The sequence below is a fragment of the Arthrobacter sp. 10N410 genome, from assembly GCF_056394945.1.
In genome coordinates, this window is the sequence record NZ_JBFTIP010000001.1 from 250,247 (window position 1) to 265,395 (window position 15,149).

Sequence of the window (15,149 nt, forward strand, 5' to 3'; positions counted from 1 at the left end):
AGCACATGACACGCATCAGCAGGATTGAAACCTTCCTCGTCGCGCCGCGCTGGCTCTTCGTCCGGATCGAAACCGACAGCGGGATCGTCGGCTGGGGCGAGGCAAGCTGCGAGGGCCGCAGCGAAACGGTGCGCACCGCCGTCGACCAGCTCTCCGAGCTGCTGATCGGCAACGACGCACTCCGGATCGAGGACCACTGGCAGGTCATGACCAAGGGCTCCTTCTACCGGGGCGGGCCCATCCTGGCCAGCGCCGTCTCCGGTCTGGACCAGGCGCTGTGGGACATCGCGGGGAAGCATTTCAACACCCCCGTGCACCAGCTCCTGGGCGGCCACGTCCGCGACCGGATCCGGATGTACGGCTGGGTGGGCGGGGACGAGCCGAACGAGGTGGCGGACCAGATCAGCGCCCAGCTGGAGGTAGGTCTCACCGCGGTGAAGATGAACGCCAGCGGCCGGATGAGCCCGATCGCCTCCGTCGCCGAACTCGACGGCGTCGTCCGCCGGGTCGCCGCCGCCCGCGAGGTGCTCGGTGACCACCGCGACGTCGCCGTCGACTTCCACGGCCGCTTTAGCCTGGCAAACGCCCGGCGCGTGGCGCCGCTGCTGGAACCGTACCGGCCCTTCTTCCTCGAAGAACCCGTGGTCCCGGAAAACACCCACCTGCTCCGGGAGTTCACCTCATCGACCACGACGCCGGTCTCCACCGGCGAGCGGCTTTACAGCCGGCAGGAATTCCTGCCCGCGCTGCAGGCCGGCATCGCCGTGGCCCAGCCGGACCTCTCACACGCCGGCGGCATCACCGAGGTCCGCAAGATCGCCTCGCTCGCCGAAATCTACGAGGTCCAGCTGGCCCCGCACTGCCCGCTCGGCCCGCTGGCACTCGCCGCCTGCCTGCAGGTGGGCTTCGCGACGCCCAACTTCCTGATCCAGGAGCAAAGCATCGGCATCCACTACAACCAGGGCGCCGAGGTCCTTGACTACGTGGTGGACAAGAGTCCGCTGAAATTCGTCGACGGCCACATCGAACGGCTGACCGGGCCTGGCCTGGGCATCGAGATCGACGAGGCCGTGGTCCGTGCCGCGGACAAGCGCGGCCACGCCTGGCGCGGACCGGTCTGGCGCCACCCCGACGGCGCCTTCGCAGAATGGTGAATGAGATGACATCCGAACCCACCCCCGAGAACCTGCTGGCCGGAATCCGTGAGACCCGCCTGGTGGCGATCGTGCGCGGCACCGACGGCGGGGCCGCCGCCAAGGCTGCCCTCGCGGCCATGGAGGAAGGCTTCCGCTACGTCGAGATCGCCCTGACCACCCCGGACGCGCTGGCAGCGATCCGCACGGTCCGCGCCGCCGCACCCGCCGGCTGCTTCGTCGGGGCCGGCACCGTCCTCACCGCCGCGGACGTGGAAGACGTCGCCGGCGCCGGCGGACAGTTCATGGTGACGCCTTCGCTCGCCAGCTCCATCCAGGAAGCCGCCCGCCTGCGGATCCCCGTTCTGGCCGGGGCCCTCACCCCCAGCGAGGCCTACGAGGCGATGAACCGCGGTGCCACCGCCGTGAAGCTCTTCCCCGCCTCCATCGGCGGTCCCGGCTACCTCAAGGCACTTCGCGACCCCTTCCCCGGTATCCCGTTCATCGCCGTGGGCGGCGTCGGGCTCGACGAGGCGGCCGGGTACTGGGACGCCGGCGCTATCGCCGTCGGACTCGGCGGCCCGCTGTTCGGCGACGCCGGCTCGGGCGGGAACCTTGCCCCGATGCGCGAACGGGCCCGCGCCTTCGTCGACCTGGCGTCCGGATACGGCCGGCGGATGGCCGCGGAGCCTGCGCGGTGACCGTCGACCTGCTCACCCTGGGCGAATCGATGGTCTCGCTGCGCTCCGCGGGGCCGCTGTCCGCCGGCGGCAGCCTCGGCATGCACGTGGCCGGGGCGGAGTCCAACGTCGCCGTCGGCGTCGCCCGGCTGGGCCACAGTGTTGCCTGGGCCGGCGTCGTCGGCGCGGATCCGCATGGCGAGTTCATCCTCCGGCAGCTGCGCTCCGAGGGCATCGCGGTGCAGCACCGGGTGGATGGGGCCCGGGCCACCGGGGTGATGTTCCTGGAACGGCGCACGGCGGACATCAGCCGGGCCTACTACTACCGGGCCGGTTCCGCCGGGTCCACGATCAGCCGCGAGGACGTGGACCGGGCCTTCGTCGCCGGCCCGCGCGTCCTGCACCTGACCGGTATCACCGCCGCACTGAGCCCGGATGCCCGGCGTGCCGTCGAATACGCGGCCGCGCGCGGCGCAGCCGAAGGCCTGGCGGTCTCCCTCGACGTCAACTACCGCAGCAAACTGTGGTCCCGTGACGAGGCCCGCGCCGTCCTCACCCCGATCGCCCGGCACGCGACCGTCCTGGTCGCCTCCGACGACGAACTCGGGCTGGTCGCCGGCATGGGGGCCGCAGGCCTGGGGGACGCCGGCAGCGGGGCATGTCCCGAAGCCGCCGAACTGGCCATGGCCGCCGAGCTCCTGGAGCGCGGTGTCCGGGAGGTCGTGGTCAAGCGCGGCGCCGCCGGCGCCGGGGTCCACACCGCAGCCGGCCGCTGGGAGGCCCCCGCCGTGCCGGTGACCAGTATCGACACCGTCGGTGCGGGGGACGCCTTCACCGCGGGCTATCTTTCCGCCCTGCTCGACGGCGGCGACGTCGCCGCCCGCCTCAAGCGCGGCACCCTCGCCGGCGCCTTTGCGGTCAGCACCGCCGGTGACTGCGAGGGCCTCCCCAGCGCCGCGGAACTGGCGCTGCTGGATACCGCCCCGGACGGAAGCACCCAGCGCTAAGACCCCCAACCTTCCGGAACCATCCCGGAATCCCTCCCGACCGACACCGAAAGCCTGGACCAGCCGTGAAAATCATTGCCGCCGAAGTCTTTGTGACCAGCCCCTCCCGCAACTTCGTCACGTTGCGGATCACCACCGAGGACGGTGTCACCGGTATCGGCGACGCCACCCTCAACGGCCGTGAGCTGGCCGTCGCCGCGTACCTGAAGGAGCATGTTGCGCAGCTGCTGATCGGCAAGGACCCGCACCGGATCGAGGACACCTGGCAGTTCCTCTACCGGTCCTCGTACTGGCGCCGCGGCCCCGTCACAATGGCCGCGATCGCCGCCGTCGACATGGCGCTCTGGGACATCAAGGGCAAGCTGGCCGGCATGCCCGTCTACCAGCTGCTGGGCGGGGCGTCCCGGAACGGCCTGCGCGCGTACGGCCACGCCTCCGGCTCGGACCTGGAATCGCTGTTCGACTCGGTCCGCGAACACCTGGAGCTGGGCTACAAGTCGATCCGGATCCAGACCGCCGTGCCCGGCATCAAGGCCGTGTACGGGGTCGCGGCGCAGGCACAGGCCTCGGGGGAGCGGTACGACTACGAACCCGCCGGGCGCGGTGCGTTCCCGCAGGAGGAGGACTGGGACACCCGCGCCTACCTGCGGCACCTGCCGACGGTGTTCGAGGCGGTCCGGAACGAGTTCGGACCGGAAATCCCGCTGCTGCACGACGGGCACCACCGGATGACGCCGATCCAGGCCGCGAAGCTGGGCAAGGCGCTGGAACCCTACGACCTGTTCTGGCTGGAGGACTGCACCCCGGCGGAAAACCAGGAGGCGCTGCGCCTGGTCCGGCAGCACACCACCACGCCGCTGGCCATCGGTGAAATCTTCAACACCGTGTACGACTACCAGACCATCATCAAGGAACAGCTGATCGACTACGTCCGGGCCGCCTCCACGCACTTCGGCGGTATCTCGCCGCTGAAGAAAGTCATGGACTTCGCCGCGCAGTACCAGATCAAGTCCGGCTTCCACGGCCCCACGGACATCTCCCCGGTCGGGTTCGCCGCGCAGCTGCACGTGGGCCTGGCCATCCACAACTACGGGATCCAGGAATACATGCAGCACTCGGATGCAACCAACGAGGTCTTCGAGCAGTCCATGACCTTCGTTGACGGCTACCTGCACCCGGGGGAGACCCCCGGCATCGGCGTCGAGTTCAACGAGGAGGCCGCCGCGGCCTACCCGTACCAGCAGGCCTACCTGCCCTACAACCGCCTCGTCGACGGCACCGTCCATGACTGGTGATTGGCCACGGCTGGTGAACCGCCGCTGAAGCCAAAAAGGTCCCGGGCGGCGATTCGCAGCTCAGCCGCCCGGGACCTGGTCTGGTTAGCGGCCGGGGCGCGTCGTCCCCGGGCCGCCGCGCCCGCGGCCTAGCGGACGACTTCCCGTGTCATCCCGAAGGGGACCTGGTCCGAAAGTGCGGCCGTGTAGTGCCCCGGCTTGTGCCGGGTCAGCAGGATGCCGTGGGTGCCGGTGAGCATGGCGAGCCGCTGCAGCCCCTGGACGGCGTCGTTGAGCCGGTCGTCCAGGAGTTGGCGATTGTCGACCAGGATCTCGATGCATTCGCTTGCTGTCGTCATCGCACTGTCTTTCCGGGAGGTGGTCGCCGCGGGGCCAACGGCTGAAGCGAGGATAACGTCTGATTTAAATGTGAGTCAAATCACCACGCGGGCACGCCGCCGTCCGTTTCCGGAGCCTAGGTCAGCACCGTGAAACCGGCCCCCGGATAGCGCACCCCGTTGACCTGCGGCTGCAGCGCGTGGTCGCCGGGGTGGTGGACCCGGGTGGTCATCTGGCGGAAGGCGTGGCGCTTCGAAAATGTCCTGGATTCACCCGGCCCGAGGACGGCCGTGCCGAGCTTGAACACTTTGTCCGCGAGGACGCCGTTGGCTTTGGCGTAGTGCACCACGTAGTCGACGGCGATGCGGGCCTCCGCCGGGCCGGTGTTGGCGACGTCGAAATCGAAGCCCAGGTCTCCCGGCAGTTCCACGACGGTGCGGTCGAGTCGGGGAGGCGTCACGGCGAGCGACGCCGGCGCGAAGCCGAGCAACTCCAGCGCGCCGGGGTGGGCCTTCTTGACCAGGGTCCGCAGGCCGTGGCGGACCACCCTGGCGGTGTTCGCGTCCGGCTCCGCCAGCCAGCGCGCTGCGGCGGCGACCACTTCGTCGGGGGCATGCCGGGCCAGGTCGTTCAGGTGGTTGGCCACCGACCGCCGGACATCCTCGACCGGGTCGCGGTACAGGGCGTCCAGGATCGGGAGGGTTGCCGCCGGCCGGGCCGTGAGTCCGGGAACACGGATTGCCCACGGCAGGTACGCCCGGGTGCCCTCGCTGGCGAGCCGTCGGACCTGCCAGTCGGGGTGGCTGGTCCAGCGCTGGATGACCGTCAGGGCCCGGTCGAGGTCCGCATCCAGGAGCCGCCGGATGGCGAATTCACCCGTGAGCCGCGGAGTCAGCTCGGCGAGCAGCGACAAGCAGTCCTCGAAATCGGCGGGGCCCCTCCGGGCAAGGGCGAGGGTGGCGGCCGCCTCGCTGACCGGCCAGATCATCCAGCCGGTGAAGTCCGGGTCCTTCAGCGCCTGGCGGAAGACCGCCGCCGCAGCGGTGTAGTCGGCGGGCAGATCGGTGAGCAGGGCGCTGCTGAGCAGGTCGGTGCGTTCGCGCAGGCCCAGCCCGTCCAGCTGCCCGGCCGTGCCGGCCAGTTGCGGGAAGCGGCGGCCGGGGGAAGCAGCGGCAAGGATCCGTCCCAGCGAGCCGACCACCCCGGGGTTGATCAGTTCGTTCATGACACCCATGGGTTCAGGCTACCGGCGGGAACGGCGCGGGACCGGCTGCCGGTCCGACGCGCCCGCGGCGCGGGAACCGGGATATTCTTCACGTTGGGAATGTCCACACACGGCGCAGAGGCGGATACGGCAATGGCAGAGCAGAAAACCGGGCAATCCGGCTGGTGGCGGGTCTTCCATGACAAGTTTGTGGTGGAGGAGCGCTACATGAGCGTGGATGCGCGGCGGAATCTGTACCGGATCGCCGTCGGGCTTATGGTCGTCGGCGTCGTGGCGTTCATTGCCATCCTGGTTAGCGTGCTGCAGCACGGCGGTATCACCGCCGTTGACGAGCCGGTGCGCTCCGGGCTCGTGGCCCTGCGCGGGGAGCCGGCCACGACCATCATGATCATCCTGGCCATTGTCTTCGGACCCATCGGCCTGCCGATCATCATCCTGGTGTTCACGGTGGCGTGGGGGCTGCTGGCCAAGCACGCCTGGCGGCCGATGGTGCTGGCCGGTGGCATGCTGACCGGGGTCATCCTGGCCCAGATCATCGGCCGGTCGGTCGGCCGGCAGCGCCCGCCGGTGGACCTTATGCTCTTCGGGGCTGACTCCACGTTCTCGTTCCCGTCAGGCCACGTCTTGGGCGCCTGTGACTTCCTGCTGATCACCACGTTCCTGATCTTTTCCCGCCGCAAGAACCCGAAAGCCGCCGTCGCGGGCTTCGCCGTAGCCGGCATCGGGATCTTCTTCGCCGCGCTCAGCCGGCTGTACCTCGGCTACCACTGGACCACCGATGCCCTTGCCTCGCTGTCCATCTCGTTCGTGATCCTGGGCGCCGTGATCCTGCTGGACACCTGGCGGACCGCCAGGATCCCGGGCGAGCGGATCACCGGTGAACTCTCCAAGCAGGAGACCGGCGCGGAGTAGGCGCCGGCGAAGACGGGGCGCGCTGCCGGTCAGCGCGCCCCGCGTCGTTTAAGCTCCGCACGGAGCTTGGCATTAGCCGTTTCCAGTTCCAGCACCTTGGCGACGCCGGCGAGGTTCAGCCCCTCGTCCAGCAGCTCACTGATCCGCCGCAGCACCACCAGATCCGTCTCGCTGTACTGCCGCGTTCCGCCCGCCGTGCGGTCCGGGGTCAGGAGTCCCCTGCGCTCGTAAAGCCGGATGTTCTGCGGCCCGGTCCCGACCAGCTGAGCCACCACGGAGATCGCGTACACCCCGACGTCCGCTTCACGTTCCGCCATGGCTCACGTCCCTTCGTGTGGTCGAAAAATTTCCTGTTGCATCAGTTTGGCACTGGTGCTATAAAAAATCTATATCCACCACCACAGATAACCGAGTGGGCTGGATAGGCAGGAAGATTCAAGACTCTCGTATGAAGGAGTGGGAAATGATGTTGATGCGTACGGACCCGTTCCGTGAATTGGACCGGCTGACCCAGCAAGTCTTCGGAACGGCGGCGCGGCCCGCCGCCATGCCGATGGACGCGTGGCAGGAGGACGGCGAATTCGTCGTCGCGTTCGATCTTCCCGGCGTCAATGTTGACTCGGTGGATCTCGACATCGAGCGCAACGTCCTGACCGTCAGGGCCGAACGGCGCGACCCGACGCAGCCCAACGTTGAATTGATCGCCTCGGAACGGCCGCGCGGAGTATTCAGCCGCCAGCTGATCCTGGGCGACACGCTGGACACCGACAAGGTCAAGGCGAGCTACGCCGACGGCGTCCTGACGCTCCGGATTCCGGTGTTGGAGCAGGCCAAGCCGCGGAAGATTGAAATCACGCACACGCAGGACAAGATGCAGGAGATCGGGAAGTAACAGCGCCGGCGGCGGACGCTTCGGACCGCTGGCGGTGCGGGGATCCGGCCGGCCGGAACGTGCGGCCGGATCCCCGCCTGATCGGCCCGAGCCCCGTCCGGCCAGCCAGGAGGTGAGCCGATGAACCGCGACCCGCGCGGCTTCTACGCCGCGTTGCACGTCGCGCCGGATGCGTCTCCGGCCGAGATCCAGCGCTCCTTCCGCGCGCTGATGCGCCGCCGCCATCCCGACGTCGAAGCGGCCGCCGGTGCGGCGTCCGGAGGCGGCCCGGATGCCCGGCCCGGCGCCGGGTCTGACGGCGGGGAGGAGGCGCGCCGCATCCTTGAGTCGTTCTCGGTGCTGCGGAATCCTGACGCGCGGGCCGCCTATGACGCCGCCGGTTCCGCGGCCCGGCCGGCCCGCCCGGCCCGCGTGGCAGACACCGGGGGCACCGCCGCCGGCCGCACCGCCGTCGGCCGGGACATTCCGGTGCGGCACCACCGAGGCGGGCAGCCGGTGCTGCGCGTGACCCCGGTGCGGTGGGAGCGGGGGCCGGAGTGACGCGGGAACCAGGGGCGGTGCCGCGTGCCGCACCAGGCAGGAAGCACCAGGCAGGAAGCAGCAGGCAGGAATACAAGAAAATGGAGGATAGCCATGAGCGCATGGCGGCGTTACGATTCGCACCTGATGCCCGCGTTCCACGAGCGGTTCGAGGAGAGGTGGGGCGAAGGAACCGCGCCCTTCCTTGACCCGGAGGCCCACGAACTGCCCCTTCCGCGCGCACAGTGGATCAATGTGGACACCGGCGCCGCGCTGGCGGTGGTGCCCATCTGGGCCGCCGAGGACAGCCAGCACCGCTCCTTCGGGGTGTTCTATCTACCGCCCGCCGGGGACATCTGGGTGCTCCGGCCCGGGTTTACCGGCTACCTTGAGCCCGCGGCGGACGAGGCGGAGCAACTCCTGAGCCTGCGGAATGACGCGTTCAAGAAGGCCGTCGCCCATGCCAAGGAGTTCCTCTTCGGGCCGGAGGAGTCCACCTACTAGGGCGCCGGGCTCAGGGGGCGGAGGCGCCGGACACACCGGCGGAGGTGCCGGCGCCGGTTGTGGCGTGGGCGCCCGCCGGGGCCTAAAATCAATCAACCACCAGCGCAACTGCATAGGGGATCCGCCAATGAATGCTTCCGCCCACGATCTGGCCGCTCTGCTGCCGGCCGATTTCACCATGGGCGTGGCGACCGCCGCCTTCCAGATCGAGGGGGCGCTGGACGAGGACGGGCGCGGACCTTCGGGATGGGATGTCTTTGCGGCTACCCCGGGCTCGATCGTCAATGATCACAGCCCCGCCATGGCCTGCGACCATTACCACCGGATGCCCGAAGATGTGGCGCTGATGAAGGAGCTGGGGATCGATTCCTACCGGTTCTCGCTGTCCTGGCCCCGCATCCAGCCCGGCGGCAGCGGTCCGGTGAATCCCAAGGGCCTGGACTTCTATGACCGCCTGATCGACCTGCTGCTGGCCAACGGGATCTCGCCGATGGCCACCCTGTACCACTGGGACACGCCGCTGGAGCTGGACGAGGCCGGCGGCTGGATGAACCGGGACACCGCCTACCGGCTGGGGGAATTCGCCGCCATCGCCGCCGCGGCCTACGGGGACCGGGTGGCCCGCTGGGTGACCATCAACGAACCGGCCACGGTGAGTGCCAACGGCTACATGCTGGGCGTGCACTCCCCGGGCGAAGCGCACATGCTCAAGGCGCTGCCGAGCGTCCACCACCAGCTGCTGGGCCACGGGCTCGCGATGCAGGCGCTGCGGGCGGCGAAGGTGCCCGGTGAAATCGGCCTCACCAATGTCTATTCACCGATGGTCCCGGCCTCGGCCAACCCGCTGGACAAGGTCAGCGCCGGGCTGATGGACATGGCCCAGAACCGCCTGTACGCGGACCCGGTGCTGCTGGGCAAGTATCCGGACGCCATCAGGGCCGCCACTTTCTTCTCCTCCTTCAGCCCGTCCAGCGAGGACATGGAACTGATTTCGCAGCCGCTGGACTTCTACGGGCTGAACTACTACATGCCCACCCGGGTGGCGGCCGGACCCGGCGAGGGCACCGTGCCCCAGGGCATGGCCGAGGCCATGGGCAATGACCTCAACGGCGGCGGGTCCGGAACCCCGTTCCACATCGAGAGCTTCCCGGACACCGAGATCACCGCCTACGGCTGGCCGATCAAGCCCGACTACATGGCCGTGGCGCTCGCGGAAATGGCCGAACGCTACCCGGAACTGCCGCCGGTCTACATCACCGAGGGCGGCGCAAGTTTCGAGGATCTGGAGATCCACGACGCCGAAGGCCGCCTCATCGTCCCGGATGAGCGCCGCGTGCGGTACCTTGCCGAGCACATCGGGGCGGCCATCGAGGCGACCTCACCCGGCGGCTCCGCAGAGTCGATCGAGCTGCGCGGCTACTACGTGTGGTCGCTGCTGGACAACTTTGAATGGTCCGCCGGCTACAAGCAGCAGTTCGGCCTGCTGCACGTGGACCGTGACACCATGATCCGCACGCCGAAGGCCTCCTACTACTGGATCCGGGAGCTCATGGCGGCCCGGAAGAGGGACGCCGGGGCAGCTGCGATGGTCGCGGGCGACGGCGGCACGGCGGACAGCGCCACCGCCGACGTCGAAACCCCCGAAGCAGGAACCGCGGCCGAAGCCCCGGCGGCCGGCTAGAGGATCTCCAGCTCCTGCAGGCGCTTGGCCATGCCGGCGCCGTCGGGCGAGTAGACCCACGGGACGCTGGAGCCCGTGTGGTCGCCGGTCTCGGAATGTCCGCCCGCCAGCACGGCCTCGCCGGTGGAGAGCTGGCGGATGCCGATCGCGGCGACCCGGTCTCCGTGCTCCCGGGCGAACTGCGAATAGATGGCCTCGTCGTGCTGGCCGTTGTCGCCGAAGAGGAGCCAGCGCATGTTGGGGAACTCCTTGGCCAGCAGTTCCAGGTTCCGGCGCTTGTGTTCCTGGCCGCTGCGGAACCAGCGGTCGTGGGTGAGGCCCCAGTCGGTCAGCAGCAGGGTTCCGGAGGGGTACATGTTGCGCGTGATGAAGCGGGCCAGCGTCGGGGCGGCGTTCCAAGGGCCGGTGGACAGGTAGATCACCGGCGCCTCGGGGTGTTCCACCAGCAGCCGGTCCATCAGGACGGCCATGCCCGGGGTCGCCATCCGGGCCCGTTCGTTGAGCACAAAGGTGTTCCACAGGGCCAGGAACGGCCGGGGGAGTGCCGTGACCATGATCGTGTCGTCAATGTCCGAGACGATGCCAAGGGTGGTGTCCGGGGAGATGACATAGATCATCGCCTCCGCAGGCTCGGTCCCTTCGGCCCGCAGCACGGCGCGGTGCCAGCCGGGCGTAAGTGAAACCGGGACCACGGTGTCCACGATGCCACCGCGGTCGGCATGCACCCGGGTGGTGATGCCGCCGATCTCGATCTCCACCTCAATGAACTGGATCGGGACAGACGTAAACGCGCGCCAGCCGCGGACATTCTGGTTGCCGTTCTGCGCCGCCTGCTCCGCCCGGCTGCCGGGTGTGGGCTTGCTCGTGAGCAGGACGCGGCCCAGTACCCGGACCCACTCGGTGGAGCCGTAGCCCTGGTAGGCGATGGTTTGCGGGCTGAACTTCCAGCGCCTGGCTGCCTTCAGGCGGAGGTGGTTGACCGAGTCCGAGACCCAGTGGGCCAGCCGGAAGGCCTGGCTGCCCGAGACTTTCCTGTCCGGCTGCGGTTGCTGCGCTGGTTCCTGCGAGGCCAATTCCATAACTCCACTCTCCCACAGCGGCGCGTCCTGCCGGCGATTGGTCCGCCGGTCAGGCGTCGCCCAGCAGTTCACGCAGCCTGGTGGCGTTGCGCACGGCGTTGCCGCCGCCGTCGTTGTTGAAATAGGCGTAGACGTCCTTGCCCGACGCCAGCCACTCGCGGGTCCGTTCCGCCCACCAGCCAAGTTCCTGGTCGGAGTAGGAGCCGGCGTAGAGGTGGTCCCGGTCGGGCCCGTGCAGCCGGACGTAGACGAACCCGGCGGTAGCACGCAGGATGCACGGCAGCTGCGCGCCGCTCATGACGCAGTAGGCAGCGCCGTGCCGTTCGAGCAGCTCATAGACCGCCGGGTGGTCCCAGCTGGGGTGGCGGAACTCCACGCTCACGCGGATCCACTCCGGCAGGGCGGCCAGGAAGTAGCCCAGACGGGCGTCGTCGCGCGCGAAATCCGGCGGCAGCTGGACCAGCAGCACGGCCCGCTTGTCACCGAGTTCGTGCCAGCAGCGGGTGATCCGCTCCGCCCAGACCTCCGGGCCGTAGAGTTTCTTGCCGTGGGTCAGGCCCCGCGGCGCCTTGACGGACATGGTGAAGCCCTCCGGCAGGCGGCGCTGCCACCCGGCGAAGGAGCTCTCCCGCGGCCAGCGGTAGAAACTCGCATTCAGCTCCACCGTGGTGAAGCGCGATGCGTAATGGGCCAGCCGGTCCCGTGCCGGCAGCCCGGGCGGATAGAGCACGTTCTCCCAGTGGTCGTAGCTCCAGCCGCTGGTTCCGATGTGCGCCACGCCGTGGCGGTGTACCCCGTAGTCCTGTTCCGGCATGTTGGGATCCTAGTGCCGGCAGGCCGCCCGTCCCAGCCCCCACGCAGCGGAACCCGTTGCCCCGCGCAGCGACATCCGGTGCCCGCGCAGCGACATCCGCCCCGCAATCCGCCCCGCAATCTGCCACGTCGTCCTCGGCCGCCAGCACGGCGTGTGGCACTGTAAGACCCATGGCACGTATCGAGGATTACGCAATGGTCGGCGATCTGCACACCGCCGCATTGATCAGCACGGAAGGCTCCATCGACTGGCTGTGCCTGCCCCGCTTCGACTCGCCGGCCTGCTTCAACGCCCTGCTGGACAGCCCCAAGGCCGGCCGCTGGCTGCTCGCGCCCGCGTCCGGCGGCGAATGCACCCGGCGGCACTACCGCAAGAACACCCTCATCCTGGAAACCGAATGGGAAACCGATGAGGGCAAGGTCAAGGTGATCGACTTCATGTCGCCCCGCGACGGCGCGGCGGACATCGTGCGGATCGTGGTGGGGATCCGCGGCACGGTACGGATGCGCGGCGAGCTGGCCCTGCGCTTCGACTACGGCCACATCGTCCCCTGGGTGCGCCGCGACGAGCACGGGATCCACGCCGTGGCCGGCCCCGACGCCGCATACCTGGTCACCGAGGCCCCGCTCCGGGGCGAGCACATGCAGACCGCCAGCGACTTCACCGTCAAGGCAGGCCAGCGCATTCCCTTCGTGCTGACCTGGGCACCCAGCCACCTCGGCCGCCCGCGCAAGGTGGATCCGGAAGGCGTGCTTGAAGCCACCGAATCGTTCTGGCAACAGTGGTCGGCCAAGTGCCGGGTCACCGGCCCGTACCGCGATGCCGTGCTGCGCTCGCTGATCACCCTCAAGGCCCTGACCTTCGCCCCGACCGGCGGCATCGTGGCAGCCGTGACCACGTCGCTGCCGGAGGAGCTCGGCGGGGAACGCAACTGGGACTACCGCTACTGCTGGCTGCGGGACGCGACCCTGACGCTGCAGGCCCTGCTCGCCTCGGGCTACTCGGAGGAGGCCGCCGCGTGGCGTAACTGGCTGCTGCGCGCGGTGGCGGGGGATCCGGCCGATCTGCAGATCATGTACGGCCTGCACGGCGAGCGAAGGCTGCCGGAAATGACGCTGGACTGGCTGGCCGGCTATGAGGGGTCGGCGCCGGTGCGGATCGGCAATGCCGCAGCCGGGCAACTGCAGCTGGACGTCTGGGGCGAGGTCCTGGACTGCCTGGCCCTGACCCGGAGTTCACTGCTGCACGACGGCGATGACTCCTGGGACGTCCAGGTGGCGCTGATGGAGCATCTGGAGACCGCCTGGACCCGGCCGGACAACGGTCTCTGGGAGATGCGCGGACCGCGCCGGCATTTCACCCACTCCAAGGTGATGGCCTGGGTGGCGGCGGACCGCATGGTCAAGGGCGTCCGGGATTCCGGCCTCCCCGGCCCGGCGGATCGCTGGGAAGCGCTCCGCGACACGATCCACGCCGACGTGATGGCCAACGGTTTCGACGCCGAACGCAACACCTTCGTCCAGTCCTACGGCCGGCCCGAACTGGACGCCAGCCTGCTGCTGATCCCGCGCGTGGGGTTCCTGGCTCCGGATGATCCGCGGGTGGTCGGCACCATCGAGGCGGTGCAGCGGGAGCTCACCCATGACGGCTTTGTGCTGCGCTACCGGCAGGAACAGAGCGACGACGGCGTGCCGGGCGGCGAAGGCGTCTTCCTCGCGTGTTCGTTCTGGCTGGTGGAGGCGCTGCTGGGTGCGGGCCGGCGCCGCGAGGCAAGGGAGCTGTTCGAACGGCTGCTGGCGCTGCGCAACGACGTCGGGCTGCTGAGCGAGGAATGGGACGTTCAGGAGGCGCGCCAACTGGGGAACACCCCGCAGGCCTTCAGCCACTTCGCACTGGTGCGCAGCGCACTCGAACTGCAGGCCGACGGCCACTGACGGCATGCTCCAATGGTGTCCTGGCACCGGCTGACGGCGGCGAAATCCGCCGGACCGGGACCGGCCGCCGGACTTTCCTCCAGAGCTTAGATAAGTATACTTACTAATATCCCCGCACGGGGTGCAGGATTGAAGGAGTATGCAATGGCTGGATATTTCGAGCTCGTGGATGCGCCCGACGGCGGCTACCGGATTCGGATGATGGACGCTGCCGGCGGCCTGATGGCCGTCTCGGTCACGTTCCCCACCAAACGCGCGGCCGTGGCGGGCATTGCCCAGGCGCGGGAGATCGCCGGAACCGGCCTGATCCGGGACCGCAGCGGCGACGGCCAGTCCGCAGTGATGGCCTCGCTGGCGAAGCGGCGGACCGGCGGCGGCACGGGACGCGGCTCCTCGCTCTCCGGCGGCACCCTGGCGGCCACGAAGCGCACCCGTGCCCACCACTGACCCGTCGTCGGCCGGGCAGCACCAGGCCGCAGTCCTCTTCGACGTCGACGGAACCTTGGTCGACTCCTCCTACATCCACACGCTCGCGTGGTGGCAGGCCTTCAGGCAGGCCGGCTACGACGTGCCGATGGCCAGCATCCACCGCTCGGTGGGAATGGGCGGGGACAGGATCCTTGACCGCCTGCTGCCGGAAGACCGCGACACGTTCGGCGACGCCGACATCATGACCTCCCACGCCGCGGTGTTCTCCACCTTCTGGCCCTCGCTCCGGCGGCTCGACGGCGCCCGGGACCTGCTGGCGCAATGCTTCGACGCCGGTCTCGCCGTCGCCCTCGCGTCCTCGGCAAGGGACCGCGACCTGGAGATTCTCCGCAACACCATCGACGCCGACGCCTACATCCACGCCGCCACCAGCTCGGCTGACGCGAAGGAAAGCAAGCCCTCGCCGGACATCCTCGTCGCGGCGCTCAAGGCCGTCGGCGTCCCCGCCGGCAACGCCGTATACGTGGGGGACGCCGTCTGGGATATTTACGCTGCCGGGAAGCTGGACATCCCGGCGATCGGGCTCACCTGCGGGGGCACCAGCGAAGCCGAACTCCGCGAAGCCGGCGCCGTGGAGGTCTATGAAAGCCCGCGCGCGCTGCTGGACAACCTCGCCGGCAGTGCCATCGGCAAGCTGGCCGCGCGCGTCCGCGGCAGCTGACCCACC

General features: G+C 69.3%; 17 protein-coding genes. 12 read left to right on the top strand and 5 right to left on the bottom strand.

Annotated elements, in window-relative coordinates:
* The first annotated feature begins 5 nt into the window (after positions 1-5).
* From dgoD to manD, 4 genes are all read left to right on the top strand, one after another.
* Positions 6-1,154, top strand: coding sequence for a galactonate dehydratase (dgoD, locus tag AC1DB8_RS01205; protein ID WP_441416769.1), 1,149 nt, complete (start codon positions 6-8; stop codon positions 1,152-1,154).
* 5 nt (positions 1,155-1,159) lie between these two features.
* The gene (locus AC1DB8_RS01210) at positions 1,160-1,834 is read left to right on the top strand and encodes a bifunctional 4-hydroxy-2-oxoglutarate aldolase/2-dehydro-3-deoxy-phosphogluconate aldolase (RefSeq protein ID WP_476891983.1); all 675 of its coding nucleotides are present in this window, start codon (positions 1,160-1,162) and stop codon (positions 1,832-1,834) included.
* Positions 1,831-2,820, top strand: coding sequence for a sugar kinase (locus tag AC1DB8_RS01215; RefSeq protein WP_441416771.1), 990 nt, complete (start codon positions 1,831-1,833; stop codon positions 2,818-2,820). Before AC1DB8_RS01210 ends, AC1DB8_RS01215 begins: the two co-directional genes overlap by 4 nt.
* A 65-nt stretch (positions 2,821-2,885) precedes the next feature.
* The gene (manD, locus tag AC1DB8_RS01220) at positions 2,886-4,115 is read left to right on the top strand and encodes a D-mannonate dehydratase ManD (RefSeq protein WP_346957868.1); all 1,230 of its coding nucleotides are present in this window, start codon (positions 2,886-2,888) and stop codon (positions 4,113-4,115) included.
* Between the two features lie 128 nt (positions 4,116-4,243).
* Here the strand turns inward: manD and AC1DB8_RS01225 are convergent, their stop codons facing one another.
* Positions 4,244-4,453 (bottom strand): hypothetical protein, encoded by a 210-nt coding sequence (locus tag AC1DB8_RS01225; protein ID WP_476891984.1) that lies wholly within the window; start codon positions 4,451-4,453, stop codon positions 4,244-4,246.
* A 116-nt stretch (positions 4,454-4,569) separates the two neighbouring features.
* A complete protein-coding gene (locus AC1DB8_RS01230; protein WP_441416772.1) occupies positions 4,570-5,667 on the bottom strand; it encodes a DNA alkylation repair protein in 1,098 nt (365 codons plus the stop codon).
* 123 nt (positions 5,668-5,790) lie between these two features.
* Here AC1DB8_RS01230 and AC1DB8_RS01235 point away from each other — a divergent pair, with 123 nt between their 5' ends.
* Positions 5,791-6,570 carry a phosphatase PAP2 family protein gene (locus tag AC1DB8_RS01235; protein WP_441416773.1) on the top strand — a complete coding sequence of 260 codons (780 nt, stop codon included), beginning with the start codon at positions 5,791-5,793 and terminating at the stop codon, positions 6,568-6,570.
* Between the two features lie 29 nt (positions 6,571-6,599).
* On the opposite strand, the gene AC1DB8_RS01240 is transcribed toward AC1DB8_RS01235, so the two are convergent.
* Complete coding sequence (locus tag AC1DB8_RS01240) at positions 6,600-6,887, bottom strand: MerR family transcriptional regulator (protein ID WP_441416774.1); 288 nt, start codon at positions 6,885-6,887, stop codon at positions 6,600-6,602.
* A 149-nt stretch (positions 6,888-7,036) separates the two neighbouring features.
* Here AC1DB8_RS01240 and AC1DB8_RS01245 point away from each other — a divergent pair, with 149 nt between their 5' ends.
* From AC1DB8_RS01245 to AC1DB8_RS01260, 4 genes are all read left to right on the top strand, one after another.
* Positions 7,037-7,462: an Hsp20/alpha crystallin family protein gene (locus AC1DB8_RS01245; RefSeq protein ID WP_441417825.1), complete on the top strand. Its 426-nt coding sequence runs from the start codon at positions 7,037-7,039 to the stop codon at positions 7,460-7,462.
* A 120-nt stretch (positions 7,463-7,582) separates the two neighbouring features.
* Complete coding sequence (locus AC1DB8_RS01250; RefSeq protein ID WP_441416775.1) at positions 7,583-8,002, top strand: DnaJ domain-containing protein; 420 nt, start codon at positions 7,583-7,585, stop codon at positions 8,000-8,002.
* Between the two features lie 93 nt (positions 8,003-8,095).
* A complete protein-coding gene (locus tag AC1DB8_RS01255) occupies positions 8,096-8,485 on the top strand; it encodes a hypothetical protein (RefSeq protein WP_441416776.1) in 390 nt (129 codons plus the stop codon).
* A gap of 127 nt (positions 8,486-8,612) precedes the next feature.
* Entirely contained in the window at positions 8,613-10,166 is a 1,554-nt protein-coding gene (locus tag AC1DB8_RS01260; RefSeq protein ID WP_441416777.1) for a glycoside hydrolase family 1 protein, read from the top strand.
* On the opposite strand, the gene AC1DB8_RS01265 is transcribed toward AC1DB8_RS01260, so the two are convergent.
* On the bottom strand, positions 10,163-11,245 hold the full coding sequence (locus AC1DB8_RS01265; protein ID WP_441416778.1) for an App1 family protein: 1,083 nt from the start codon (positions 11,243-11,245) through the stop codon (positions 10,163-10,165). The genes AC1DB8_RS01260 and AC1DB8_RS01265 overlap by 4 nt on opposite strands.
* Positions 11,246-11,294: 49 nt before the next feature.
* Positions 11,295-12,059 carry a DUF72 domain-containing protein gene (locus tag AC1DB8_RS01270; protein ID WP_441416779.1) on the bottom strand — a complete coding sequence of 255 codons (765 nt, stop codon included), beginning with the start codon at positions 12,057-12,059 and terminating at the stop codon, positions 11,295-11,297.
* Positions 12,060-12,229: 170 nt separating this feature from the next.
* On the opposite strand from AC1DB8_RS01270, the gene AC1DB8_RS01275 reads away from it, so the two are divergent.
* The 3 genes from AC1DB8_RS01275 (at position 12,230) to AC1DB8_RS01285 (ending at position 15,143) form a co-directional block, all read left to right on the top strand.
* Entirely contained in the window at positions 12,230-13,993 is a 1,764-nt protein-coding gene (locus AC1DB8_RS01275) for a glycoside hydrolase family 15 protein (protein ID WP_476891985.1), read from the top strand.
* 144 nt (positions 13,994-14,137) lie between these two features.
* Entirely contained in the window at positions 14,138-14,440 is a 303-nt protein-coding gene (locus AC1DB8_RS01280) for a YegP family protein (RefSeq protein ID WP_441416781.1), read from the top strand.
* The gene (locus AC1DB8_RS01285) at positions 14,427-15,143 is read left to right on the top strand and encodes an HAD family hydrolase (protein WP_476891986.1); all 717 of its coding nucleotides are present in this window, start codon (positions 14,427-14,429) and stop codon (positions 15,141-15,143) included. The genes AC1DB8_RS01280 and AC1DB8_RS01285 overlap by 14 nt, the downstream gene beginning before the upstream one ends.
* The last annotated feature ends 6 nt before the right edge of the window (positions 15,144-15,149 follow it).

Bases quoted from the DNA above. Each gene is read 5' to 3' on its own strand.
- dgoD (WP_441416769.1), top strand. From the start codon at position 6: ATGACACGCATCAGCAGGATTGAAACCTTCCTCGTCGCGCCGCGCTGG.
- AC1DB8_RS01210 (WP_476891983.1), top strand. From the start codon at position 1,160: ATGACATCCGAACCCACCCCCGAGAACCTGCTGGCCGGAATCCGTGAG.
- AC1DB8_RS01225 (WP_476891984.1), bottom strand. From the start codon at position 4,453: ATGACGACAGCAAGCGAATGCATCGAGATCCTGGTCGACAATCGCCAA.
- AC1DB8_RS01230 (WP_441416772.1), bottom strand. From the start codon at position 5,667: ATGGGTGTCATGAACGAACTGATCAACCCCGGGGTGGTCGGCTCGCTG.
- AC1DB8_RS01235 (WP_441416773.1), top strand. From the start codon at position 5,791: ATGGCAGAGCAGAAAACCGGGCAATCCGGCTGGTGGCGGGTCTTCCAT.
- AC1DB8_RS01240 (WP_441416774.1), bottom strand. From the start codon at position 6,887: ATGGCGGAACGTGAAGCGGACGTCGGGGTGTACGCGATCTCCGTGGTG.
- AC1DB8_RS01245 (WP_441417825.1), top strand. From the start codon at position 7,037: ATGTTGATGCGTACGGACCCGTTCCGTGAATTGGACCGGCTGACCCAG.
- AC1DB8_RS01250 (WP_441416775.1), top strand. From the start codon at position 7,583: ATGAACCGCGACCCGCGCGGCTTCTACGCCGCGTTGCACGTCGCGCCG.
- AC1DB8_RS01255 (WP_441416776.1), top strand. From the start codon at position 8,096: ATGAGCGCATGGCGGCGTTACGATTCGCACCTGATGCCCGCGTTCCAC.
- AC1DB8_RS01260 (WP_441416777.1), top strand. From the start codon at position 8,613: ATGAATGCTTCCGCCCACGATCTGGCCGCTCTGCTGCCGGCCGATTTC.
- AC1DB8_RS01265 (WP_441416778.1), bottom strand. From the start codon at position 11,245: ATGGAATTGGCCTCGCAGGAACCAGCGCAGCAACCGCAGCCGGACAGG.
- AC1DB8_RS01270 (WP_441416779.1), bottom strand. From the start codon at position 12,059: ATGCCGGAACAGGACTACGGGGTACACCGCCACGGCGTGGCGCACATC.
- AC1DB8_RS01275 (WP_476891985.1), top strand. From the start codon at position 12,230: ATGGCACGTATCGAGGATTACGCAATGGTCGGCGATCTGCACACCGCC.
- AC1DB8_RS01280 (WP_441416781.1), top strand. From the start codon at position 14,138: ATGGCTGGATATTTCGAGCTCGTGGATGCGCCCGACGGCGGCTACCGG.